The 23679-nt window shown below is 40.5% G+C and carries 39 protein-coding genes; 38 read left to right on the top strand and 1 reads right to left on the bottom strand.

The window, feature by feature from the left end:
• Positions 1-82 precede the first annotated feature (82 nt).
• From MKY20_RS20205 to MKY20_RS20160, 10 genes are all read left to right on the top strand, one after another.
• The gene (locus MKY20_RS20205; protein ID WP_341002728.1) at positions 83-265 is read left to right on the top strand and encodes a hypothetical protein; all 183 of its coding nucleotides are present in this window, start codon (positions 83-85) and stop codon (positions 263-265) included.
• A 12-nt stretch (positions 266-277) separates the two neighbouring features.
• The gene (locus MKY20_RS20200; RefSeq protein WP_341002726.1) at positions 278-481 is read left to right on the top strand and encodes a hypothetical protein; all 204 of its coding nucleotides are present in this window, start codon (positions 278-280) and stop codon (positions 479-481) included.
• A 72-nt stretch (positions 482-553) separates the two neighbouring features.
• Positions 554-784 carry a hypothetical protein gene (locus tag MKY20_RS20195; RefSeq protein WP_341002723.1) on the top strand — a complete coding sequence of 77 codons (231 nt, stop codon included), beginning with the start codon at positions 554-556 and terminating at the stop codon, positions 782-784.
• Entirely contained in the window at positions 756-1013 is a 258-nt protein-coding gene (locus tag MKY20_RS20190; protein WP_341002721.1) for a hypothetical protein, read from the top strand. Before MKY20_RS20195 ends, MKY20_RS20190 begins: the two co-directional genes overlap by 29 nt.
• A gap of 58 nt (positions 1014-1071) precedes the next feature.
• Positions 1072-1686 (top strand): dUTP diphosphatase, encoded by a 615-nt coding sequence (locus MKY20_RS20185; protein ID WP_341002719.1) that lies wholly within the window; start codon positions 1072-1074, stop codon positions 1684-1686.
• On the top strand, positions 1686-2111 hold the full coding sequence (locus MKY20_RS20180; RefSeq protein ID WP_341002716.1) for a RusA family crossover junction endodeoxyribonuclease: 426 nt from the start codon (positions 1686-1688) through the stop codon (positions 2109-2111). The genes MKY20_RS20185 and MKY20_RS20180 overlap by 1 nt, the downstream gene beginning before the upstream one ends.
• Complete coding sequence (locus MKY20_RS20175; RefSeq protein WP_053436357.1) at positions 2108-2479, top strand: hypothetical protein; 372 nt, start codon at positions 2108-2110, stop codon at positions 2477-2479. The genes MKY20_RS20180 and MKY20_RS20175 overlap by 4 nt, the downstream gene beginning before the upstream one ends.
• Before the next feature lie 27 nt (positions 2480-2506).
• Positions 2507-3214 (top strand): hypothetical protein, encoded by a 708-nt coding sequence (locus MKY20_RS20170; protein WP_341002711.1) that lies wholly within the window; start codon positions 2507-2509, stop codon positions 3212-3214.
• 168 nt (positions 3215-3382) lie between these two features.
• On the top strand, positions 3383-3535 hold the full coding sequence (locus MKY20_RS20165; RefSeq protein ID WP_341002709.1) for a DUF3983 domain-containing protein: 153 nt from the start codon (positions 3383-3385) through the stop codon (positions 3533-3535).
• A gap of 14 nt (positions 3536-3549) precedes the next feature.
• The gene (locus MKY20_RS20160) at positions 3550-3774 is read left to right on the top strand and encodes a hypothetical protein (protein ID WP_341002707.1); all 225 of its coding nucleotides are present in this window, start codon (positions 3550-3552) and stop codon (positions 3772-3774) included.
• 98 nt (positions 3775-3872) lie between these two features.
• Here the strand turns inward: MKY20_RS20160 and MKY20_RS28725 are convergent, their stop codons facing one another.
• Positions 3873-3956 carry a type I toxin-antitoxin system Fst family toxin gene (locus MKY20_RS28725; RefSeq protein ID WP_445293103.1) on the bottom strand — a complete coding sequence of 28 codons (84 nt, stop codon included), beginning with the start codon at positions 3954-3956 and terminating at the stop codon, positions 3873-3875.
• Between the two features lie 76 nt (positions 3957-4032).
• Between MKY20_RS28725 and MKY20_RS20155 the strand changes: the two genes are divergently transcribed.
• From MKY20_RS20155 to MKY20_RS20020, 28 genes are all read left to right on the top strand, one after another.
• Complete coding sequence (locus MKY20_RS20155; RefSeq protein WP_341002705.1) at positions 4033-4302, top strand: hypothetical protein; 270 nt, start codon at positions 4033-4035, stop codon at positions 4300-4302.
• A 29-nt stretch (positions 4303-4331) separates the two neighbouring features.
• Positions 4332-4847, top strand: a complete 516-nt coding sequence (locus tag MKY20_RS20150; protein WP_341002703.1) for a DUF5651 domain-containing protein — start codon at positions 4332-4334, stop codon at positions 4845-4847.
• Positions 4848-5935: 1088 nt separating this feature from the next.
• Positions 5936-6331, top strand: coding sequence for a hypothetical protein (locus tag MKY20_RS20145; protein WP_341002701.1), 396 nt, complete (start codon positions 5936-5938; stop codon positions 6329-6331).
• A gap of 20 nt (positions 6332-6351) precedes the next feature.
• Complete coding sequence (locus MKY20_RS20140) at positions 6352-6630, top strand: hypothetical protein (protein ID WP_341002699.1); 279 nt, start codon at positions 6352-6354, stop codon at positions 6628-6630.
• A 22-nt stretch (positions 6631-6652) separates the two neighbouring features.
• A complete protein-coding gene (locus MKY20_RS20135) occupies positions 6653-7015 on the top strand; it encodes a hypothetical protein (protein ID WP_341002697.1) in 363 nt (120 codons plus the stop codon).
• A 16-nt stretch (positions 7016-7031) separates the two neighbouring features.
• Positions 7032-7214 carry a hypothetical protein gene (locus tag MKY20_RS20130; RefSeq protein ID WP_341002695.1) on the top strand — a complete coding sequence of 61 codons (183 nt, stop codon included), beginning with the start codon at positions 7032-7034 and terminating at the stop codon, positions 7212-7214.
• Positions 7214-7432, top strand: coding sequence for a hypothetical protein (locus MKY20_RS20125; protein ID WP_341002693.1), 219 nt, complete (start codon positions 7214-7216; stop codon positions 7430-7432). The genes MKY20_RS20130 and MKY20_RS20125 overlap by 1 nt, the downstream gene beginning before the upstream one ends.
• Positions 7433-7492: 60 nt before the next feature.
• Positions 7493-8029 carry a sigma-70 family RNA polymerase sigma factor gene (locus tag MKY20_RS20120; protein WP_341002691.1) on the top strand — a complete coding sequence of 179 codons (537 nt, stop codon included), beginning with the start codon at positions 7493-7495 and terminating at the stop codon, positions 8027-8029.
• Positions 8030-8140: 111 nt separating this feature from the next.
• Entirely contained in the window at positions 8141-8473 is a 333-nt protein-coding gene (locus MKY20_RS20115; protein WP_341002689.1) for an ImmA/IrrE family metallo-endopeptidase, read from the top strand.
• Between the two features lie 66 nt (positions 8474-8539).
• Positions 8540-8710, top strand: coding sequence for a sporulation protein Cse60 (locus tag MKY20_RS20110; protein WP_341002688.1), 171 nt, complete (start codon positions 8540-8542; stop codon positions 8708-8710).
• Between the two features lie 86 nt (positions 8711-8796).
• Positions 8797-9705, top strand: a complete 909-nt coding sequence (locus tag MKY20_RS20105; RefSeq protein WP_341002686.1) for a terminase small subunit — start codon at positions 8797-8799, stop codon at positions 9703-9705.
• Complete coding sequence (locus MKY20_RS20100; RefSeq protein WP_341002684.1) at positions 9677-11008, top strand: PBSX family phage terminase large subunit; 1332 nt, start codon at positions 9677-9679, stop codon at positions 11006-11008. The genes MKY20_RS20105 and MKY20_RS20100 overlap by 29 nt, the downstream gene beginning before the upstream one ends.
• A 204-nt stretch (positions 11009-11212) precedes the next feature.
• Positions 11213-12709 carry a phage portal protein gene (locus tag MKY20_RS20095; RefSeq protein WP_341002682.1) on the top strand — a complete coding sequence of 499 codons (1497 nt, stop codon included), beginning with the start codon at positions 11213-11215 and terminating at the stop codon, positions 12707-12709.
• 19 nt (positions 12710-12728) lie between these two features.
• A complete protein-coding gene (locus tag MKY20_RS20090) occupies positions 12729-13043 on the top strand; it encodes a hypothetical protein (RefSeq protein ID WP_341002681.1) in 315 nt (104 codons plus the stop codon).
• 29 nt (positions 13044-13072) lie between these two features.
• Positions 13073-14116 carry a phage minor capsid protein gene (locus MKY20_RS20085; RefSeq protein ID WP_341002679.1) on the top strand — a complete coding sequence of 348 codons (1044 nt, stop codon included), beginning with the start codon at positions 13073-13075 and terminating at the stop codon, positions 14114-14116.
• Positions 14117-14469: 353 nt separating this feature from the next.
• Positions 14470-15231 carry a scaffolding protein gene (locus MKY20_RS20080; protein WP_341002677.1) on the top strand — a complete coding sequence of 254 codons (762 nt, stop codon included), beginning with the start codon at positions 14470-14472 and terminating at the stop codon, positions 15229-15231.
• 21 nt (positions 15232-15252) lie between these two features.
• A complete protein-coding gene (locus MKY20_RS20075; RefSeq protein ID WP_341002674.1) occupies positions 15253-15627 on the top strand; it encodes a head decoration protein in 375 nt (124 codons plus the stop codon).
• Positions 15628-15689: 62 nt separating this feature from the next.
• Positions 15690-16799, top strand: a complete 1110-nt coding sequence (locus MKY20_RS20070) for a major capsid protein (RefSeq protein WP_341002672.1) — start codon at positions 15690-15692, stop codon at positions 16797-16799.
• Between the two features lie 61 nt (positions 16800-16860).
• Positions 16861-17052 (top strand): DUF7210 family protein, encoded by a 192-nt coding sequence (locus MKY20_RS20065; protein WP_341002669.1) that lies wholly within the window; start codon positions 16861-16863, stop codon positions 17050-17052.
• Between the two features lie 9 nt (positions 17053-17061).
• Positions 17062-17427, top strand: a complete 366-nt coding sequence (locus tag MKY20_RS20060; RefSeq protein ID WP_341002667.1) for a hypothetical protein — start codon at positions 17062-17064, stop codon at positions 17425-17427.
• Positions 17424-17741, top strand: coding sequence for a hypothetical protein (locus tag MKY20_RS20055; protein ID WP_341002666.1), 318 nt, complete (start codon positions 17424-17426; stop codon positions 17739-17741). Before MKY20_RS20060 ends, MKY20_RS20055 begins: the two co-directional genes overlap by 4 nt.
• Positions 17734-18186, top strand: coding sequence for an HK97 gp10 family phage protein (locus MKY20_RS20050; protein WP_341002664.1), 453 nt, complete (start codon positions 17734-17736; stop codon positions 18184-18186). Before MKY20_RS20055 ends, MKY20_RS20050 begins: the two co-directional genes overlap by 8 nt.
• Positions 18187-18195: 9 nt before the next feature.
• Positions 18196-18600, top strand: coding sequence for a minor capsid protein (locus MKY20_RS20045; RefSeq protein ID WP_341002662.1), 405 nt, complete (start codon positions 18196-18198; stop codon positions 18598-18600).
• A gap of 15 nt (positions 18601-18615) precedes the next feature.
• On the top strand, positions 18616-19152 hold the full coding sequence (locus MKY20_RS20040) for a hypothetical protein (RefSeq protein WP_341002661.1): 537 nt from the start codon (positions 18616-18618) through the stop codon (positions 19150-19152).
• A gap of 52 nt (positions 19153-19204) precedes the next feature.
• Entirely contained in the window at positions 19205-19582 is a 378-nt protein-coding gene (locus tag MKY20_RS20035) for a hypothetical protein (RefSeq protein ID WP_341002659.1), read from the top strand.
• A 26-nt stretch (positions 19583-19608) separates the two neighbouring features.
• Complete coding sequence (locus MKY20_RS20030; RefSeq protein WP_341002658.1) at positions 19609-19905, top strand: hypothetical protein; 297 nt, start codon at positions 19609-19611, stop codon at positions 19903-19905.
• A gap of 15 nt (positions 19906-19920) precedes the next feature.
• On the top strand, positions 19921-22950 hold the full coding sequence (locus tag MKY20_RS20025; RefSeq protein WP_341002657.1) for a phage tail tape measure protein: 3030 nt from the start codon (positions 19921-19923) through the stop codon (positions 22948-22950).
• Positions 22947-23669 carry a distal tail protein Dit gene (locus tag MKY20_RS20020; protein ID WP_341002655.1) on the top strand — a complete coding sequence of 241 codons (723 nt, stop codon included), beginning with the start codon at positions 22947-22949 and terminating at the stop codon, positions 23667-23669. Before MKY20_RS20025 ends, MKY20_RS20020 begins: the two co-directional genes overlap by 4 nt.
• Positions 23670-23679 lie beyond the last annotated feature (10 nt).

The following is a 23679-nucleotide window of genomic DNA, read 5'->3' as shown; positions in this document are numbered from 1 at the left end:
GAATGCGGCCCCATGCCAGAGGAAAAATGGAGAGCTGATATGCAACAACTTCGTGATCAACTAGATGAAAGGAGAAAGAAACGTGGAAGAGCGGTTACAGCAAATTGAAAAGGCTTTTGGTAGAGGTCGCATGGAGATTGAGGATATTAACTGGCTGATTGGCCAGGCCAAAGAAAAGATCGAACTGGAAAAAGAAAAACTGGAAGTGGAAAAAGAATTAGATTTAACCAAACAAAAATATGAGGCTTTGCTAAAAGCCACTTAAGGAGTGTAGGGGTTGGGGATTCTTTATAAAGCTGCGGTAGCTAAAAAACAATTAAAGCATAATTTTATCCTGGAAAAATTGCAAAAGAAGGGCATCACAGTCAGTCAGCAAGGAATCCCTCTTGACCAACTTAGCTACGATGAACTCAAATACGAATATGTTTTATCTGAATTCAGGAAAATTGATTCAGAATGTGATTCAGAAAAATGGTTTTGAAAGGAGTGGCATTTTTGAGCAATGCAAAAATAGTCTCTGATTGTCCGAAGTGTCATACCAAAGGAGAAACCATTGGACATCATAAAGGGATTATCACACTGGGCTGTAACACCTGTAAATATACCTGGAAAACCATCTCGAAGATTTGCGATAAATGCAAAGAGCCTAACCATTCTACTGAAGAAAAGATTTGTAGAAAGTGTTATTTGGAGCAAAGGTATGGCTAAGAACCCCGTCATACAAAAGCATGTAAAGAACACTGGAGGACATGAAAATGAGTCACTCACCCTATATGGAGTATAAACTTCGGGATTCAAGAAAAAAGAGAGTGATAGTGTTAGAGGAATTGAATTTTTTGTGGGATGCCCCAGAGCTTGCTGAGGTGGCTGATATGTGGATGAAAGGAGAAGGCATTCAGGATATTTCCGAATACTTTGACCGTGATCCGGATGAAATCATTTTGGCTCTTATGCATCTTGCGAGAAGTGATCGCATTTCGCAAAGAAAAGGAGGCCTGCTGCTTGGACAATAGTAAAGCGGGCTTAGGTAAGATGCTATTCATTGCAAACTAATAAGGAGGCTTGAGCTGTTTGAATCTAAGTAATCTGTTTGAGAAGCAACTTCCACTTCGGGAGAAAATCATAAATCAGCACAACTTGCAGGAGCAGGATCTCATGCCTGGATTAATCTTAGCCTTTCAAGTGGAATTGGGAGAACTGGCAAATGAACAACGCAGCTGGAAGCATTGGAGTAAGGACCAAAAGCCAAGAACAAAGATAATTTGCATCGCATGTAATGGTACCGGCGAAGTATATCATCCTATCAATGGAATTCAATTCATTTGTCCACATTGCAATGGAGAAGGAATTGAAAGTCCTGATAACCCACTCCTTGAAGAATATGTGGACGGGCTCAGCTTTATTCTAGAAATCGGATTAGAACTTTCAGAGGAATGGCTGATCGATGAAAATTATCCCACTTACTGGATTACCACGGATGATGCACAGTCGATTATTGAGCAGTTTCAAACTGTGTATAGAGAGATTGCTGATTTTTCCCGGGATTATGATGTTATGACCTACTCAGAATTGGTATCACAGTATCTCGGTCTTGGAAAAATGCTTGGTTTCCACTGGGTAGAAATTGAGCAGGCATATAGCGCAAAGCGTGAAATAAATCTAAAACGGCAAGAGGAGGGCTACTGATGATTACTTTCACTGTTTATGGTGAACCAGTCGCACAAGGTCGCCCTCGTGCTTCAACAATCAATGGACAGGTAAGGATGTATGACCCGGCAAAGTCCAAGGACTTTAAAAAATATGTAAAGCTCGTTGCTTCTCAGCACCGACCACCCCAATTAATAGATGGTCCAATATCTATGAAAGTGGAAATCTTCAAACCATCGCTGAAGAGTTTTAGTAAGAAAAAAGCATTAGCAGCTGAAAGGGGTGAGTTAAGGCCATTAACCAAGCCGGATGTTGATAACTACGTCAAAGGTGTCAAAGATGCATTGAAGTCAGTCATATGGAAAGACGACAGCCAGGTCGTGGATCTACATATTGGCAAGTGGTACAGCGAGAATCCGCGAATTGAAATCACTATTGAGGAAATTGGAGGAAGCCAAAAATGAATAAAATTATTGATCTAAACACATTTGCAGAAGGAGCTCTAGCTGAGAGAGCTAATGTGGAGCTTCAAAAAATCCTAGAAAACATTGCAGATCCAAATACAGATGCAAAGAAAGTCAGAAAATTAACCCTCACTATCACATTATCTGCTGATGATAAGCGGGATGTTGTTTTAACAAACGTGGTAGCAAAAAGCACGCTTGCTCCAGCCAAACAAATTGAAGCCAAGCTGATTATGGATATGGATAGCCAAGGGAAAATCACCGGTGCTGAATTGAAATCAGGAGTAAAGGGCCAGACCTATTACGATACTGAAACTGGTGAAATTCAGGATGATCGCGGAACAAAAATTGTAAACTTTAAAAACTAAAAAATTATTAAATTGGAGGAATGGAAAATGATTAAAGAAGCAATCCAATATATTGTCGGGCTAGGAAATGTAACTACGTTTAAAGAAAACGGGCAGGTTTACTCAAGTCAACAACTTCACCTTCTTAAGGAAGCTACTGCACGTGCTTTGGAAGTAAGAAGTCTTTCAGGATTGGTTGAATACCTAAAGTCAGGTTTTGATGTCAAGGAAACCATGATGGTCCATGTTAGCAGTCCTACAGAAGTTTTAGCATTTAGCTCGTTAAATTCAAATGAAAACAGAAATGAATATATCCAGGCCACAGCAATGCTGCCGTCCTTCACCTTTGATCGCTATTATGATTCGGAAAATTTCAACATTAAGCTTCAATCAGCTTTTGTAAAGAATGAGGATAGGGATATCATGCTAAAAGTCGTCGGCAATATCAAAGAGGAGTCTGTGCAGACAGTTGGAGATGATGGTGTAAGTCAGTCGGTTGTTGCTAAAACAGGAGTTGCATCCGTTGGGAATGTACTTGTTCCTAATCCAGTTGTTTTAGCCCCATACAGAACGTTTGTTGAAGTTCAGCAGCCTGAATCAGATTTCATCTTCCGGATGCAAAAGGGCCCGCAGTGTGCCTTGTTTGAAGCTGATGGAGGAGCCTGGAAGCTAAATGCGATGAACAATATCAAAACTTATCTTCAGGAAGCTTTGTCCACTGAAATTGAAGCAGGGAAGATAATCATTATCGCCTAATGGAAAATGTCATCATTGCTGATGATCGCCCTAAGTGGATGAAGGATGAGGACAGGAGGGCAGTGTGCTCGGCACACTGCTCCTTATACAAAAGATGTTCATCCAAGTTCGGGACTGATTGTAAAAAACTCGGAGGATCTGAGATTCCTAAAATAAGAGGGTGATTCCTTGAAGAATAAAGCAAAGCAAAAGCGAAGATTAGGAAAGGCTCTTTCTAAACGGCGGAAGGAAGTTGAAGAGGAACGGGCAGCCAGGAATTGGCGCAATTATTGGGTTAGGGCAGGTATCTTGAATGATGAACCTCCAACAATAAAAAGATAGGAGGACTAAAAATATTGAAGTCTGAAAACAAAACAGGCATGTACGGGGTTTGGAGTTTTGCTCAGAAACGTTTCATTTTTGGCATACAGGAGCCTTCAAAAAGTAAAGCCTGGAAAGCACTAGAAAAAGAAATTGGATGGCATGGCACTAAGTATGGGAATTTCAAAGCTAAGGCAATTTCAATACACCATACAGAACATTTGGGAAATGGTTTAGGCGCGGAAATCAAACGTATTTAATTGATTTGGAGTTTAAAGATAATAATAAAATGTTTTATTTTTTAACTTTGAGGTGCAGACCGCCCCAATAACGACGATCTGGCAGACCCCTTGAAAAGTTACCGTTTGTTAAGCCAGTGACTAAAGAGATTAACAGTTATTCCAATAAAAACACCAACAAGAATTTGAAGAATTATCTCCATTAGGCATTCCCCATTTCAAAATAGAATGGGAGCCTGCAATCACTATAATATTCAAAAATCCTCAGGTGGTGAGGGAATGAAGCAGTTAGACTTATTCTCCTTCGCCCTGGAAGATCAAATCATCGATCTAAAACAGGGCGAGGAGATGGAGTTTTTCAGAGGGAAGGAACGGCTGCTGTTCCGGAAGCATGACAAGTACAAGGGTGTTTGTTTTTATCAGGGCCCAGACTTCTCTGGTTATGCCCTTCACATTGATAAAAAAGGTATATCTGGTGGATTAGATATCTTTGCAGCAAGTATTGAACGGTGGCTGGCTGGTAGAGGTTGGAAGGAAACAAAAGAATAAATAAGTTTATCAGGTTAGGAGGGAGTAATGTGAGGGACTATCTCAATGCAAATGAGCGTAATCAGTTTATGGTACTCCAATCCATTGTCCAGATGATAGATGGGCTGAGGAATTCCGGAGTAAATGGGCCAAAATTAACAAGCATGCTGGAGGAATGGACAGCAAGAGGAAACATGACAAAGGATGAGCACCGAAGCTTAAAAACAGCTGAAACGTATCTGAGAAAGTATTTAGCATCCGTTTATGAGCGATTAGGTAAAAAAGAACAAGATGTTATTAAGAAAAAAATATCCAATTATGATTTCAAACTTGTGGATGACTATACATTAAAGCAGGTAAATAGAAATATTGCTGATCGTTTTGTCAATGCAGCAGTGCCTAGAGAACAATTTAATAATTGGTCCGAGGAGATAATGAACGTTAAGTGCAATGGCTGTACAAAGGACTGGAAGACCTGTAATTTGCATCAGGTTTTTGAAGATAACTTTATTCCGGAAAGTGGGTTTAACTGTAAGAACTGCAAGTTTGCATACAAGTTAGACTGAAGCTGCGTTGTGTGTTGCGAGCAAGGAGCAAATTTTGGTGGGTGTAAGTTGATAAGGTTGTCCTTGCTCGGTATAAATAGAATTTCCATTTAATTACAGTTATATACATTAGAGTAAAAACATTAATTAAAGGCTGGTGATTAATTTGGAGAATATGGATTTAGACAGTTGCCCTCATTGTCATTCTGAAACAGGTTATTATGTCAAAACACAAATAAGGGGGGCGACTGACTTTAGGTATAAATTTGATGGCAGTTACGATGAAGAGGATAACGGTCATGTACACGACTCCCTAACATATAAGGATGGAAAATGTGCTTATTGTCGGGATTGCCACAAAAGGATTTTTAAAGAAACTTAATAAGCATTATGTTGCGAGTAAGGGCTGAAACTTTTTCAATGCTGCAGGAGAAATTGATTTGCCCTTACTCTATAATGCACGAACCTATATTGGATTGAGCAAGGGTCAGAAATATGGAGTCTGAAGTGGAAGAGCCCTTGCTCACATAGATAATTTGCCCAGCAAATTAAAACTAATACGCAAAAAAAGCCGCAAAATAGCGGCATGTTGATAAGGTGTTTGAATGTGTGCCCTGCATTATATGCCCATAAATTAAAAAGGGTGCGAGCAAGGAGCGTAATCAAAATGGAGTTTAAAAGGTGGAGTGCGCCCTTGCTCGTGCAGATAGTATGTCCTGGATAAATTGCTTTATGCATTCTTGACATAAATTGCGAAGGAGAACAACGAATGAAGCGTAAATTATGTAAACGTTGCGAAGGTGTTTATCTAAACAAAAATAATGTAAGTGGATATTGTATTGCATGTGAAACTGTTGTAAGGATTGAGAAAAACTAATTCAGAGTTCGAACAAGGAGCCTACAAAATGTATCTAACACAAATATTAAAAGGTTTTATTGTATTGTGTCTCTTATTCGTTGGTCTGAATCTAATGATTGATAATTTATTTGTAGGTGGAATGTTTATTTATCTGACGATGTATAGGTTTTTTTACAATTAAGATACTGCGCAATTCGAACATGTTCTGCAGGAAACAAAATGATAGATCAGTTAATTAGGAGGGGAAGATTTGGAAGTTACAGTATCCGAGCAAGCGAAACGATTTTATTTAGCATTTGATAAATGGCAGCCAGCTGTCGGCCATGAGATTAAAGTCGGTAAATACCGATTTTGTGCCATTCCATTAAGCAGCGTGCTCAATATTTCGGAAGTAACATCAGGAGCGAAAGTTTTAAATATTCCAATGACGTTAGAAATCATGATGGTAACAGTATCAAAAGAAGATTCAATCGAGTATTTCAAACAAGTCGGTCAAAAGTTAAAACAAGCTATAGAACGTGCAAAAGATTTTGATGATCATATCTCATGTATGAAACAGCTGGCATTCGAGCGATTAGGTGAAATGCCACCGATTGAAGAATTTGATGATTGGATAGTTGGCGAAATGAACGGTGTTATAAATTAATTGATTAGGAGGGAAAGAGGATGGATTGCCAAGTATTCTTTTTTAATGATGGAGAAAACCACTGGATTGCTGCCGAAAGCGAAATGCAGGCAAAACAGTATTTTGAAAAGGATTATTCAGACTATGACAGCTCTGAGGATTACGATTTCCATATTTGCAAAGAAGAAGAGTTGAACAGGGAATTTATTAATAATTCAGAGGACCAAAAAAGCAATAAAAAATATGTGTCTTTGAATGACATATTGCAAGAGTGTAAGAACGAAAACTTACCAAGAGTAATAGCTTCATCTGTTTATTAAACACAAGGTAGGAGGAGTTAATTTGGATCTTAAAAAGTTTATGAAATTAACAGGGAATCCCGATCAATATTCTGCTCGTGATGTGGCTGATTTAACGTTAATGACTGATGCAGAACTTTCAGATTATCAATATGAAATTGAATTTGATACAGGAAACCTATCCGATTGGGATCATATCAGGGCCGTTATGACATTCAAAGATAAAATCTATGAACAGCAACAGGAAATTGAAAGACTAAATGCATGCGAGGAAAGTCACCTTTGCTTACTTGATGCGATTTCTCAATTATCAAACTCTGATGAACTCCTTAAGAAATTTGAACAGCAAAAACGTGAATACGCTGCCTGGAAAGAAGAAAACAATGCTTTAGGAAATACAAGATAGAGGGAGTAAATTAAGGATGATCGGGAAAGTGCACGAATGGAAAATGACAGAGGAAGAGCGCCTGGCATATATCGAGAAGCATCCTATCCAGCCCGCAAAGAATGTGAAAAAGTCAGATACTAGCTTTGCAAACCTTGGAACGGATTATAGATGGAGAAGCAGTAAAGGTGCAGAAGCTCGTTGGGGAGGAAATAAATAATGTTAAAGATTTTTACTCCAGCGGATACAAGAAAAGGGCAAATGGGCGGAAATATGAATGACTATCCAGGATTAACCTTGCAAACAATTGTCCAATGCGATAATCCAAAACAGTACGGAACGATGGAACGCATTGTGGGCAGCTTAGAAATTGACTGTGTTAAGTGGACTGAACATGAGAACTGTAAGTCGGCTTTTATATACTCTGCAAATGAATAAAGAAAAAGCCAGGACTTCTCCCGGCCAACCTACAATTATTATATCATGGGAGGGGTCTTGTTGGAGGATTTAGCTTTTTTACTCAGTCAATATAAAGAAACTTTAAAAGATACTCACAAACTCCTTGAACGTGCAGATGATTGTTACACCTTAGACGATCAATTAAAATCAGATAAAAAAATAATTGAAGGCATCATAGAAGATTTAGAGTTTGCTATTTCGTGGATGGAAACAGGACGACGGCCAGGGAATAAGCGAGGAATAGAAAGATTAGCAGCATATCAGCGTGAAAGGCCTTTTGATCCAGTCCTCATGCAAAAGTATTTTCGCAACATGGATGAGCAGTTATTTGAATGGGATGATCATATTCAAGAAGACAGCATCACCAGCTGGGATAAAGAACGAATTGAAGATGCCCTCTCAGTCCTTACAAAAAGAGAAAAAGAAATATATCTCATGTCTAGAGGACAATGTATACCATATAGCCAAATTGCGAAATATTTAGGGATTACGATAGGAACTGTAAAGACAAATATAAAAAGAGCTGAAGCAAAAATTTCTCAGCAAATAACCGAAAGCCTCTTCTGTGTATGTTGAAGAGGCTTTTTTGTCCTCCGAATGCCACCTATATATATAAGGAGTACTTATTGTGAATCGGTAATTACATAAGTTTCAGTTATTGAATTATAGAAAAGAGGTGTATGAAATTTGATTCCAAGCAAAGTGAAAGTGGCAGGCATAGAGTACCAGGTCAAAGAGGTTGAAGGGAATTTAGAAAAGTTTAACAATCTTGGACAGATTAATTATTTTAAAGGAATAATCGAAATAGATGATAGCATGGCTGCAGATAGAAAAGAACAAACCTTTGTCCACGAACTTCTGCATGCATGCTTTAAAGAAGCAGGATTCGATGAACAAGACGAGGATATGATCGATCGTGTCTCTGCAATACTTTACCAAGTAATGAAGGATAACCAGCTGCATTTTGGAAAAACAATTATTGAAACAGATTCTGGTATGAAAATGACTATGAATTATTGAGCTTTGTTCTTTTGCAGGGGAATATCTCCTTGTGTCGAATTTAGTAGACGAAAGGAGGTATTTTATATGATTCAAACCCATGTTGTCTCAGAATATCGTAAAGAATTCCAAGAAAGTCTTAATAAAGCGTTAAGTGATTTAAGTAATCATGAAATTATTGATGTGAAACTTGCTGTAAATAATGAACCATTAACAGAAATGGAAACCTACACAGCAATGATTCTCTATAAAACCTAAATGAATATATTAGATAAAAATATTAGCATCCTTTCGAGGGTGCTTTTTCTATTGGGGTAATTTAGACAGGGGGTAGGTGCCATGTAATGAACTGGGATGAAATAAGAAGAGAATTTGAGACTTCTAAGATCACATTAAACGCACTTGCTGAAAGATATGATGTCAAGATCGGTACCTTAAAAAGCAGGAAAAGCCGTGAAGGATGGTCAAGGGATCCAACTAAAAAGGATGCAACCAAAAAGAAAAAGGTTGCAACCCCAAAACAAAAAGATGCAACCAAAAAAGAAAGAGTTTTAAATGAGTATGCTGCATCGGAAGTAACATTGGATAACTTTCTCGAAGATAGTGAACTTACTGAGAAACAAAGGCTTTTCTGTCTTTATTATGTGAGAAGCTTCAATGCAACACAGTCTGCCATTAATGCGGGATATTCAAAAGTGACTGCACATGTTCAAGGTCCAAGGCTGTTAGGAAATGTTAAGGTTCGGGAAGAAATCAAACGGGTTAAGAAGCACATGACAAACGAGCTCTTTATTGATGCCGTGGACGTGCTTAATAAGTACATTAAGATTGCCTTCTCCGATATCACGGACTACCTAACTTTTGGGCAAAGGGAAGTGCCTGTCATGGGTCCATTTGGGCCAGTGAAAGATGAAGAAGGTAGCCAGGTTATGAAGGAAGTTAATTACGTTGATTTCAAGGACTCAGGCTTTGTTGATGGCACCATTATTTCAGAGGTTAAGCAAGGGAAAGATGGTGTTTCAATTAAGCTCGAAGATCGCAAGTGGGCATTGGATAAATTGGATAGGTACTTTGATTTGTTACCTGATCATTTTAAACGCCGTGTTGAGGAAGAAAAACTCAAAATTGCTCATCATAAAGCATTTGGAGCCAATGAAGAGGAAGAGTATGAAGATGATGGCTTTGAAGCTGCTTTAAATGCTACAACTTCGGAGGTGTGGAAAGATGATCACTCTACCGAAGAAGAAAGTTAAGCAATTTTCTTTTCTGTCTGTTAAACCCCAAAGAAAAAAGCCAGCTCCTTTTACCTTCAAACCTTTTTCTATAAAGCAAAAGAAGGTTCTTACTTGGTGGCGAGAAGGTTCGCCGGTAAAGGAGAAGGATGGCATCATCTGCGACGGTTCAGTCCGTGGTGGGAAAACAGTCGTAATGTCCCTTTCCTATGTTATGTGGGCGATGGACACCTTTCATGAAATGAACCTTGGCATGGCCGGTAAAACAATTGGTTCTTTCCGGAGGAATGTTATTACTCCACTAAAGCGGATGCTGAAAGCAAGAGGCTACGCAGTTAAAGATCATAGGGCAGATAACTTCCTGACCATAACCTATAAAGGTAAAACAAATTACTTTTATGTTTTTGGCGGTAAGGATGAAGGTTCACAGGATCTAATTCAGGGTATCACTTTAGCTGGTATGTTCTTTGATGAAGTGGCATTAATGCCGAAATCGTTTGTTAACCAAGCAACTGCGCGTTGTTCAGTTGAGGGTGCAAAGTTTTGGTTTAACTGTAACCCTGCTGGGCCACACCATTGGTTTAAAGTTGAGTACCTGGATCAATTAAATGATAAGAACATGCTGCATATCCATTTTACAATGGATGATAATCTATCCTTATCTCAAAAAGTAAAAGAACGTTATAAGAGAATGTATAAGGGCATTTTCTACCAGCGCTTTATACTTGGATTGTGGGTTCTTGCTGAAGGCATTATTTATGATATGTTTAATCGTGATGAGCATACATTTCAAGAGCTGCAAGAACGAATTGATGAATATCTCATAGGCATTGACTTTGGTACAAATAACCCGACAACCTTCCTGCTCATTGGACGTTCAGGTGAAAATTACTATGTACTGAAGGAGTACTATTACAACGGGAGAAAACAAAATAAGCAAAAAACCGTTAGTGCATATTCTAAGGATTTAAAAGAGTTTATCGGCAACCTTTATGTAACGGTATACGTTGACCCGTCGGCTACCCCTTTAATTGCACAGCTAGAAGAGGATGGCATTTATCCAGTTCATGCAGATAATGCGGTATTGGATGGAATCCAGAGCATTAGTAATCTATTCGAGAACAAACGGTTATTTGTTCATGAGAGCTGTGTAGAAACATTAAGGGAATTATCCTCGTATGTATGGGATGAAAAAGCCCAGCAGCGGGGAGAGGACAAGCCGATAAAAGAGAATGACCATTGCCTTGATGGATTGAGATATGCAGTACATTCTAGTCTTGGTAAAGTCCTTGCTTGGTCAAATGAAAGGCCATCAGGCTGGTAATGTGAATACGTTATACAATCACAGTTAACATAATAGTAATTTCAGGAAGTTAGATTACTCAGAAACATTGATATATCGACACTCTAAAATAATCGAATATGTAGGATTTTATACATCGTTGATTTGACGGTGTTTTTATTTTGTCTCTGACTTAAATTTCCCAAGTTTCTTGAATAAAAAACTGCATAAAAGCGAGGTGAAATCATGACAATTGTTTATCTGAAGGAGAGGTTCCCGCCTCCTCCATTTGACGAGGAAGTGCAGCAGATCCAATACTTCCGGGATTTATACGACGGCAATCACGAGAACATTTTTCCGAGAGCTCAGGAGCTGGCAAAAGAAACACAAGTCACCAGGTACATCAGGAAGCCAAGAAAAGCTTATCTGAGAAAGCAGGTGGAGAAAGCAGCACAGCACCATTATGTGGTTGTGAATTTTTCTTCTGTTATTGCAGAGCTTCCTGCAGACTTGATAAACAGATCCTTGGGAAACATTTCTGCTGATACTGAAAAGGATAAACAGCTGCTGGATTTTGTGCAGCAAGTAGCAAAGACTTCGAAGATAAACCAAAAGATTTGGGCGGCAGTTGTTCAGCACCAGGTTGATGGTGGAGTAGCTTACCGTATCCGAAGAGATGCGAAAGGAACCTGGTTCGAATGGAAGCCTGCAGACATGTATTATGAACATGATGATGATCTTGGCGCAGACATCCCCTGGGTTGAAGAACACGGGGACGAAAAATTCCTGAGAGTAGAACGTCAAAGGCTTGAGGAAAACAAATTGATTATCAAGCAGCTGGTTTTCAAAATGGACGGGGAAACGGTCAAAGAGGAAAAGGATATTCAGGAATACGCCCAGCAATTTAGCATCGTTATCCCAGACGACCAGGGGCTCGAAGGAATCACAGAGCTGATGTGTGGCTATATTCCAAATGATGAAACTCTATTAACCCCCCGGGGACGTTCAGGTCTTCGGAATATCGATGGTATTCAAGAGGAAATCAACTGGACAATCACCCGAGACTCTATAGTCTTTGAAAAGCACGGAAAGCCAAAACTCGCGATACCCAGCAGATTGTGGGATTCTGTTGCAGGTCAAAATAAAACCTATTACGGTGAACGCTTTGTTCGAAATGCTGACCTTGAAGTAGTTAGCTATGATGAAAAGAACGGTGCAGTTCCAATGTACATTACATGGGATGCTAAGATAGAACACTCTTTTAAGCATGTTGAGCGGCTCATACAGAAAATGCTTTCTGTATCTAAAACCTCTGCCCAGGCTACCGGTATGGATACTGAAAATGGAGGCCGTTCTGCTATTGCGATTCTTTATGAATGGATTCAATCAGTAATCAAAGCTGAAGCTATTCAGGATAAGTTCGACTCAGCTATTAAAGAAGCCATCAGAAAATGTATCATTCTTGAGAATGCATTGGGCGGCACAGCCTTTAAAGACGTTGAGCCTGTAGTAGAGTGGGCGGATATGCTGCCGAAAGCAGACAGTGAAAAGGATGAAGAGGAAATCAAGAAATTTGAAGGCGGCGTTCAGTCGCTTGAGACAACTATTCGGAATCTCCATCCTGATTGGTCTGAAGAGGCTATTACTGCTGAAATCGAAAAGATTTTGGAGCTCCAAGCGGTGGACGGCTTATCTCCTGTTCTTAATCAGCCACCTAAGACTTCAATCGGCGATGATGAATAAGATATACTTATAGGGAGAGGTGATAAAAATGTCACAACCTACTAATGCCGTTTGCGATGAATGTAATAAAGAATTTGAAGTTTCCATGCAAATGAAAATAACAGAGGATGGCAGTGAGAAAAACTTCTTTGTTTGCCCGAACTGCGGCAAAGAATATGTTGCATTTATAATTAATCAAAGTATTAGAACAAAGCAAGCAGAAATGAAAATGCTTTGGAGAAAGTTACAGTCTGCCACTACTGTTAAACAGCACAATAAGCTGCATGCAAAAATTGAAGAGTTAGAAAAAAATATCAAACAGGAAATACAGAAACTAAAAGAAGTCGCTAAATGAGCGGCTTTTTATTTTGGTGATGATGAATAATGGACAAAAATGAAAAGCTTATCCAAATGTATCAAGAAGCCAACTTTTACTTGCTTGGTCTTATCCGTTCATTAGAAGAAGGACCAACCAAAAGGAGAAAGGAGCAGCTTCTCAGGCAGATACGTGAGATCATCGCGAACCTTTCAGAGAATGCTGCTGAAACGGCAAGGGAGATTATTGAGGAATCGTATAAAGCTGGTTCAACTGAAGCTATTCGGCAGTTGATAGCCCAAGGCATTGCTGAAGAAGCTATCGAACCAACTTTAAAAACAGTCATCCATGTAAGAGCGGTTCAGGCTATTGTCGATGAAACCTTTTATAGGATCCTGGAAGCAAACGATAATGCGACTGCTGATGTGAAAGAAAGAATCGAGGAAGTTGTATTCCGGGCAAACAGGAGATCATTGATTGAAGGTGTCTCTAGACGACAAGCAACAAAGGATGCTATAGCTGAAATGACTGCAAAGGGCATCACCGGCATCACTGCAAAGAACGGAGCTCAGATTCCCATCGATAAGTACATGGCGAATGTGATCCAGTATCATCAGCGCCAGGCTCATGTTGAAGGAAATCTGAATCGGCTTGCAGAGACCGGCCAGGATTTGGTTTATGTCAATTCAGTTGGGATAACCTGTGATATCTGCGCTAAATACCAAGGCAGAGTGTATAGCATCAGCGGAAATGATGAACGTTTCCCAAAACTAACTGTGAAGCCCCCCTATCACGGGCATTGTGTTCACAGTACAGCTGCTTGGGTGGAAGAGTATCAGGATGAACTGGATGTGAAAAAGGCTTTAAAGGATTCAAATAAGCCGTTTATTGACAGCCGTACTGAAGCTAATATCCGGAAGTATGAAAAGATACAGCATGAAAAATCCAAAAAGAATAAAGCCAGGAAACAATGGATTCGCTACAAAGCCAGGATGCCTGATCTTCCTGATTTAAAAACATTTGCGGGCCAGAAATCCCGAAACACTAAGCTGTATCAAGAATGGATAGAAGATTACCGTAAGATTGGCGGAGAAATCAAGAAGCGAAGTTGAAAAGTAAGGATATTTCCAGGAAACCCCTAATAGTTATTATTGAAGAAGATTTTTAGGAGGTACTTTTTTGATCATGAGAACTTTATTGGCATGGTCTGGCGTGATAATCATCCCATGGGCAATTATAATAATGGCTTTTAAAGGATGGATAAATTTACTACAGTCATGGTGAATAGAGAATCTCTAAAATGAAGGAGACTTTTAGGAGAAGGCCCCTAGGACAATGAAATAGATACACTACTTGGGAAAAGAGCTTTTTTATAGGCTCTTTTTTACTTTGCCTTTTTACGTGCTGCAGGCGTAAAAGAACATCACGGAAAAAGCCTACTGAGGCTCAAAATTAGGAGGAAGTTATGAAATATCTATACACATTATTTACTTGGATCTGGCTACTCTTTGCCAAGGAAAAAGAGGTAAGGAAAGTTGAAGTTAAAAAGCCGTTTCTGTTATCTGTTGGATGTCTTCAAACCTTTGCAGGTGATCCTGGTGGTGCCGGTGGTTCCGGAGCTGATCCAGGAGGAGCCGCCGGTGCTGGAGCAGAGGGTGGAACGGGTGAAGAAGCTTTTGCCACCTTTAAAACGCAGGAAGACTTAAACAAGCGTCTCTCCCGTGCCGAAAAGAAAGGTCAAAAGGAATTAGCCACATCTCTTGGTTTTGAGTCAGTAGAAGCAATGCAGGAGGCTCTAAAGACAAAAGAACCTCCAGCTACAAAAACTGGCCAGGGGAAAGAAAAAGATCCTGATCCAGTCAATGTAGATGCAGTTGTTGAAGCAAAGCTGAAGGAAGAGAGAGACAAGACATTTAAACGCCTGGTAAATGCCGAGGTTAAAGTATTAGCGAATGAACTCGGGTTCGCAGATTGGGAAGATGCCCTGGCCCTTGCTGAACTTACTGAAGTAAAAGAAGATGACAAAGGCAATATCGTTGGGGTCAAAGAAGCTCTGGAAGCTCTTAGCAAGAAGAAACCACACCTTCTTAAACAGTCAAAGAACGGTCAGTTCGGCGCTCCAATCCCGAACAACCAGCAGCGTCAAAAGGAATCACTGGAAAACATTAAGAAAATGGCCACAAACCGCGGCACTCAACAAACCGCAGCTAATAACCCGTGGGCTTAAAATTTAAAGGAGGAATCATTTATGCGTTTACAACCAGTTACAAGTTTTGAAGTGCAAGATTCTTATGAAATCCTGGCTTCCTATGAAGCGATCAGGGAAGTTGTTAATGGAATTACCATCGATTCAGCAGCCGTGACAGCTAGTGGTGATGGAAAGAAAGTCATTTTAAAGGGCATGCCTTTAAGCAAGCTGGCAAATGGGAAATACGTTCCATACAACGCAGCTGGCACTAATGGCAGTGAGAGCCCTTCAGTCATCCTGAAGCAAACAGTTGATGTTTCTGACGGAGATCATGTTGTTGGAGGATATGAAATGGCTAAAGTCATTACAGATCGTATTCCAGTAGCCGTCGATCAAGCATTAAAAGATAAAATGCCATTAATTCAATTCGCTTAAGTCATTTCTATTCTTTAGGGATGGCTTTTTTATTTAACACAATTTGAAAGGATGATCCATGAATGTCTAAATTCTTGTTAAAACTCGATATCCAAACCTTTGCCGGTCCTGAACTGTTAGGGCTAGAGCAAGCATTATCCGGCGAAGAGCTGATTGTTTATTCCCGAAACCTGGCAACACCAAATAACTACTTACACGAGCTGCTGTTCCCGGCACGTGAAACGTCTGAATTGACAGTGGATGTAGTTCGTGAAGGTTCCCGTCTTCCGGTGATGGCGCAAATCGCTGAACTGGGGTCGCAAGTTGAATACGGCAGCCGCGAGGGGATGACAGGACAGCGCATTACAATTCCTAAAATTCAGCGAGGACGTGCTATGGATGAAAAGCTGGTTCGAATCCTCCTTCAAGGCGGCCTTCGAAACAATGAAGTCGCAGAAATTCGCCGCACGCAGCTGAATGATGCAGATTATGCAGTGGATGCGATCAAAGCTCGTAAAGAATGGATCGCAATCCAGTCTGTAACTACTGGCGGCGTTACTTACGCTGAGGGTGGAGTTAAATTCACAGTCGATTTCGGATTTACTAACGAACAAAAACCAGTTCTTAGTGGCACTGATCTTTGGAGTGATACAGTAAACTCAAACCCACTTGATGACATCATGACTTGGACAAATACTTTTGCTGATAAAGGCATTGTTCTGCCACGTGCTCTTGCATCTCGTCAGGTTATTTCTTATCTTCTTCAGAATAAGAATATCCGCATTGCTTACCACGGTGATCCTTCAGGTTCTGCAAATCCGCCACAGCTTAATAAGGCTCAGTTGGATGAATTGTTTACTTCTCAGGGGTTGCCGAAGGTTATTGCGTACGATGCGCAGGCACGTGTAGAAAACAGAGCTTTAGATAACGGCAATCTATCCTTTACAAATGTTCGGATGGCGCCTCAGAATCGTTTCGTTATGTTGCCAGAAGGTCCATTAGGACATTATCTATGGGCAGAGACGACAGAAGAAATGATGGCCGATATTCAAGCAGAGAAGACTGATAGCAATGGAATCTATGTCTTCCGCAAGGTGAATGAGCATCCGATCCGAGTTGAAACAATCGGTGTCAATCTTGCTTTCCCTTCTCTTGGACTTAATGACTCCATCGTCACTGCGACTGTTCTTTAATCGGAGACAGGGCATCGGCTTGAAGCTGGTGCCCAATACAATAACTGAAAGGATGATTCAAATGGAATTGAAATTAAAAGGAAAAGTTAAGCACAACGGCAAATGGTATGATGCGGATGCAACAATTAAAGTGAAGCAAGAAGAAGGCGAGCGCCTGGTTAAGATGGGGGCAGCAGAAGAAATTGAGTCGGTAAAGAAAAGCGACGAAGACACTGGTGGCGATAAGAAGAAATCTAAAAAAGAAAAAGAGTAGGTGATATAAATGCCTACTCTTGAAAACGTTGATCTTTGGATTCTCAGGAACATTTTAGACCGGAAAGCGTGGGTCGGTTCCGAAGAGAAGGAAATTGCTGTTACTCAAGCATCACGAAATCTTGTTCGCTGGTATCCTGATGCAGAATTAACTGATGAGACGGTTGCATATCAGTCCATTTGGGAACTACAGGGAATGGATCCCGCGCTTAAGTTCCAAAAGCAGGGTGTCAAATCAGTCAGTGAAGGCAGCGATCGCATTGATTATGCTTCAAGGGATAAGGTTTCTCCCGATGTAAGGGAAATCCTTGGACCTCCTGCCTTTGAGTTGATAGAAGAAGCTCCTGTGATTCTTGAAGGCGGCCGATTGATATGAGTCTATTTGGTTACCCTGCAATCGTTACCCATTACAAGGCTCAATCAGATAACTGGAATCGTGTAACCGGTTATATTCCTGAAGTTAAATCAGCAAAAGTAGTTGAGGAACAAAAGGAAATCAAGAACGGCCAGGGTGAAGAGGTTCAATCCAATGCCGAAATTCATTTGGAAGGTGCTCATCTTATCACTTCTAATGATTATTTTGAGTATGTAAACGCACTGGCCCGGACTGTCAGGTATGATGTGCAGCATATCGAAATAAAAAAGCAAATGGGTACAGATGAGGTTAAGAAGGTGATTGTCTATGGCTAGCAGCCGTAATGTATACAGTTTTGATATTGAGGGTATTGATGCCATGATACTGACACTTGACCGGATTGAACAGGAAATGGAACGAAAGATGGATCAGATACTCACCAAATTAGCTCAGAAAGTAATTGAAGATGCTAAAAGGCTTGCACCTCTGGATTCTGGTGATCTTGAAGCGGCTTTAGTGGTTGGAGAAGTCAAAAAGAGAATCTCACGGATGTTTATCGAATTGGGCACCAGCCCAGAAGTGGATGATTATGCAGTCGTTCAGCATGAAGGATTTCGAAGAACAAAAGGCGGCAATGTTGTCAGCTTGTCTCCTGGAGAGAAAACTAGAAGCAAAGGACCTCATAAAGGGTATATGCCTGGCGCCAAGTATTTAGAAAATGCCATCAAAATAAATGAACGGCTTATCATCCAGGAATTGAGCAATGCTCTAAGATTTTGAGGTGATAATGTGAGGGCAAAGGAATTTATTGATTATCTCACAAAAGAAGGATTTAATGTTTTTCCTGATCCTAACTTTATACCTGATGTTGAAGAGAGCCAATTGCCGGCTCTCTTTGTTTTTGGTTCTGGAGGAAGTGAGCCGGATGAGGAACTGCCGATGGAATTTCCAACATTCCAGGTGATTGTCAAAGGAAAGAGTTATAAAGCTGATTCATCCCAGATGGATGAGACAGAGCAGCTAGCAAAGAAGCTGATTAATCGGATGCACGAGATAAATCACAAAATTATCGGTGCTAATTTTGTTTATTTCATCAGGTCAATGCAGAGTAATCCCATCCCAATTGGGCTGGACACTTTCGATAGACCAGTTTATTCAACGAATTTCAGGTTGAGAATTCAGCCTGTAACTTAGAAGGGAGAGTTATAAATGCCAGTAATTGACGTACCTATCGGGCCTGCAGAGGTTGAATTTGGCACCACAACGCCTACGGTATTTGATATCACTAAAGGAGGTATTGTCTTCAGTGCTAATACTTCAAAACAGGATGTTACAGTGGATCAATATGGCGATACCCCCGTGAAATCAATACTTAAAGGCCGCACATGTCAGGCGGTTGTTCCGTTTGCTTTACATGATTTAAAAAAGCTTGGAATCGTGACTCCAGATAGTAAATATGGCGAAGATGCCACTAATCCAGAAGCGATTAAAAAGAGGTTGAATGTCTATGCAAATGCTGGCTATAACCTTCTGGGTGATGCAGATCAACTGGTTATTAAGCCTACATCTGAAGGCACAACAGCAAATGATTATATTACCATTCCCCTTGCCTCCCCAATTGCGGATGTAGAATGGACCTATAATTCTGATAATGAGCGTGTATGTAATATCACATTTGTCGGTTATCCGGACAGCACTGGCCTTCTGTATTTCCTCGGAGACGAGTCTGTTGTCATTCCTGAATAATTTTGAAATGAGAGGGTGCTAATGCACTCTCTCATTTATTTGGAGGTTCCCTATGCTAAATATCTTTAAGAATTCCTTAACGGGAAACGAGATGTATCTACATGAGAAAAAAGTTGAAATACCAAAGTTAACACCTGATCGCTGGAAGAAATTATTTGAGAAAGTGGATATGCTTCCAGGTCTTATCGTGCAAGTGCTGCTTGCTCCCAAAAAAGATTTTTACACTGTTGTTGTTTCGGCTTGCCAATTAGCGCTGGATGAAGTGACTGAAATTGTTGCCTTATTAAGCGAGGTAGAAGTGGATTATATTCGAAAGAATGTCGCTCTGCACGAAATTATTGAATTCCTTACTAAAACGGTTCAGAGAAACAAATTAGACGAAATGGCAAAAAACCTCAAAAGCCTTCTACCTCAAAAGACGGAAGTGTAGAGGGCAAAATCCCATTTGAAGAATTTATGAATAGAGCTTCTTTTATCCTTGATGTTCCTCCTAAGGTGCTCGAGACGCAATATTATTTTAAGGATTTGCCACAGCTTCTCGAAGAAAAAGCCAAAGAGAAAAATGAAAAAATCCTGGAGCAGATTTTAATACTGCTGGCTACCAACCATCGAACTCTAGCCGAGGATGATTATAAGAAATTCATGAGTAACCTAACCAAGGGCTTAAAGAAACAGCCAGGATTAGAATTCAATAGAGACAAAATGGAAGAGCTTCGTATCATGACCAATTTTGGAGCAAACAAAACCAAATAGAAAGGAGGTAATTGAATGGCAACTGAACTGGGTGAATTGCGTGCCAAATTAACACTACAGGCTCAAGAATTTCAGCGGGGGATACAGCAAACCAGAACCTCCTTGTTATCAACGGCGAATTCCACTAGAGCCACGAGCCGCGCAATGAGTAGTCTAAGTTCTTCCACTTCTTCTTTAAGTCAAGCTGCACGAAATGGAATTGTTCCCGCAACTGAATTGGCCGGCGATTTAGAGGATCGAATTGGAAGTGTCAATGAATTATCAGGAGAGACAGCAAATACCGTTTCAGATTTAGGCGGCGCTGTAGAAGAACTCGGACCGGCAGCAGAAGAAGGAGCCGGCTCTGCAGCTGCCAGCATTGAGGAAATGCTTTCAACAATACAAAAGGCATCATTAGCCATCGGCGGAGCAATTGTAGCTGGTGTGGGTGTTAGTGTTAAGCAAGCAGCTGATTTTGAATTCCAAATGACCAGAGTAAAAGCTATTTCTGGTGCTACCGAGGAAGAATTTCAAAGTTTAAATGAAACAGCACTTGAGTTAGGAGCGTCTACGAGCAAATCTGCAAGCGAAGTAGCAATCGCATTCGAGGATATGGCCGCAAAAGGGTTTAATGCTAACCAAATTATCGAGGCTATGCCGGGTGTTATTGCTGCAGCTGAGGCATCAGGAAGTGATTTGGCACTTACTGCTGATGTTGTCGCCTCTGCTTTGAATGGGTTCCAAATGGAAGCAGCGGAGGCTTCAAAAGTTGCAGATATCTTAGCTACGGCAGCGAACATTTCAGCAGCCAGTGTCGATGATATGGGTTATGCATTTAAATATGTCGGACCTGTAGCAAACTCTTTAGGTTTAAACATAGAAGAAGTATCAGCCGCAATTGGAATAATGACAAATGCGGGACTTGATGGTTCCAATGCAGGTACTGCATTAAGAGCGGCACTTCTTGCATTAAATAATCCTGCTAAGGAACAAGAGAAAATGATGAAAAATCTTGGGTTTTCTATGCAGGACAGTAATGGAGAGGCAAAAAGTCTCGCTGAAATATTTGGAGATTTGGCAGAGTCTACAAAAGACATGACTCAAGCAGAAAAAGTTGCAACGGTCGCTAAGCTTGTGGGTACCGAAGCCTCAGCGGGTATGCTGGCAGTAATGGATGGCGGGGTCAACCAATTAAATGAGTTTACAAAGTCCCTGCAGAATTCAGCCGGGGCATCCAAAGAAGCTGCAGACATTATGAAGGATAATCTTAGAGGTGCGGTAGATGAACTGACTGGAGCCTTTGAGACACTTAGTATTAACGTGGGGAATGAATTTCTGCCCATGCTAACTGATGTAACCCAAAAAGGTGCTGAAGTTTTAAGCGCAATTGGGGAGATGGACACTTCTGCTGTGAAAACAGGTGTTGCATTTGCTGGAACGGCTTCAGCTATTGCGCTCGTCATCTCCACAGTTGGAAAGCTTGCAATTGCAACAAAAGGATTAATGGCATCAATGGGGCCAGCAGGCTGGTTAATAACAGGTCTTTCACTTTTAGGCGGTGCGCTTGTAGCAGCAAAGGTACACCAAGAAGACATGAAAGAAGTAACTTTAGAGACAGCAAATACTATGATCGAAAACGCTGATGCATTAAGTCTCACTATTGATAAATACGATCAGCTTAGTCAAAAATCTAAGCTTTCAACTGATGAGTTGGGAAGATTTCTTGACATCAATTCAGAAATAGCTAAAACTGCTGATCCAAATGTGATTGCCAGGCTAAAGGATGAACAAGAAAAGCTCAGAGAGAAATCCGGACTGTCCAATGAGGAATTTAATGAAATGCTGAAGTTAAATCAGGAGCTAATAGAAAAAGTTCCTGAGACAAATGCGACATTCACAGACCAAGGTAACGCTATTGCTGAAAATACAAACAAAGCAAAAGAATATAATGCGCAGCAAATGGAAATGATTCGTCTGGAACTTGAGGCTCAAAAGACCAAAGCAGAAGCTAATATGGCTGAGTATCTAGAAGAAGAGAGCAAAATTAAAGATAAAATCCATAGCACACAGGAAAAAATAAATCTCTTAAATCAACAAGAAATAGACCAGTCGGAAAAACTTAGAGGTTTACAGCAGGAGCTTGCAACAGCAAAAGCTAACAACGACATTGCTGAGCAGGAAAGGCTAACTGAAACCATCGAGATGGAAAACAGGAAACTTGAAGGTATAAAGAAGCAGCAGGCTGATGAAGCTCAGATAATCCTGAGCAAAACCAAACAGCTTGATAAAATTCAATCTCAAATTGGCAAGCTGGATGAAGTAAAACGCAAGATGGTTGATATCGAATTGAAACAAGTTGGGATCAACGCTAAACGAGGCGAAGAAATGAGAGCGTTAGATTCGGCTATTTCTAAACTGGAAACCCAGAAACAAAAACTGCAAAACAACACTCCTGTTGCACAAAGGAACACTGAGGAATATCGTCGATCTGTTTCAGCAATCCAATCACAAATAGATAATTTGAATTCCGTCAAGAGTAGAATCTCGGAAATCACCGGACAGGCTCAAAGCATGAATCGGACAATCGGATCGACCATTTACAAGGATATAGTTATAAGAGAAAAAAGATATGCCCTTGTGACTACACCAGGACAGTCAGGAAGGGTTCCAGAAGGGCTTTATCATACAGGAGGGATTGTTGGCCGGGGGCAAATGCCAAAACTTCATGTTGGCGGACTTGCTTCTCAGTTTGCTAATGCTCCTCAACACAACGAAATTGATGTCCGCCTTCTTAGAAATGAAATGGTTTTAACAGAAGCACAGCAAGCTAATTTAATGAGAATGATTGATGCCGGCTTAACTGGAAATGGTGGTAGTCTAGCTGCAATGGATCCAGAAGTCATTAACCTTCTCAGACAAATTGAGAGGGGTATTTCACAGGGCCTAAGCGCTACTATCATTATGAATGAAAGGGAAGTTGCACGTGCCATTACTCCCCTTGTAACAGAAAATCAAGCTCAAAATAAACGGCTGGTTAGAAGTAACAAAGGTCAGGTGAGATCATGAGAAATTTCTCGTTTAACGGAATAACTAAAAACTATATCACAGTTTTAAGTAGTAACCGTCTCCCCTGGGCACCGATAGAAAGGGAGTACCAAGAGGTGCCAAATAGACCAGGCGCCTATACGAAAAAAAAGAGAAAAACCAAACCGAGGCCGTTCCCCATTACAGTTTTATTAGAAGCAGATGGTGTCAATCTACAAAAACTCAAAGAAGACTTCGCTTCATGGTTGATCCATGATGAGCCAAAACCATTAATTCCAGATGATGAGCCGGATCGCACATATTATGCCGTCGTGGATGGCTCCTTTGATCCAGAAGAGCTTGTTAATTTTGGACAAGGTGTTATCCCATTCATCTGCCCAGATCCATATAAATATGGCGAAGAAAAAACAGTAACATTAGGAACTGGATCAATTAACAATGCTGGAACAGCAGAGACTACTCCAATAATTAATGTTACTTTTACAGCTGCAGCAAGCGAATATAAAATAACCCATCAAGAATCTGGTGGCTTTGTCCGGGTTATTTGGAATTTTGTTGCGGGAGATAAGTTGGTAATAGATTTGGCCAAGAGGAAAATCATCATAAATGACAATGTAAATATGACTGCATATTATTGGCGAAATCGTCCTTTCATGCTGCGTCCTGGTGCGAATAATTTAACGGTAGTCCCAGCGAGTGTGGCTACAACATTAATAAAATTTAGACCTCGGTGGAAGTAGGAGGTGATAT

The organism is Cytobacillus sp. FSL W8-0315 (assembly GCF_038002905.1).
GTDB lineage: Bacteria > Bacillota > Bacilli > Bacillales > Cytobacillaceae > Cytobacillus > Cytobacillus pseudoceanisediminis.
This window is presented reverse-complemented; position numbering and strand designations above follow the sequence as displayed.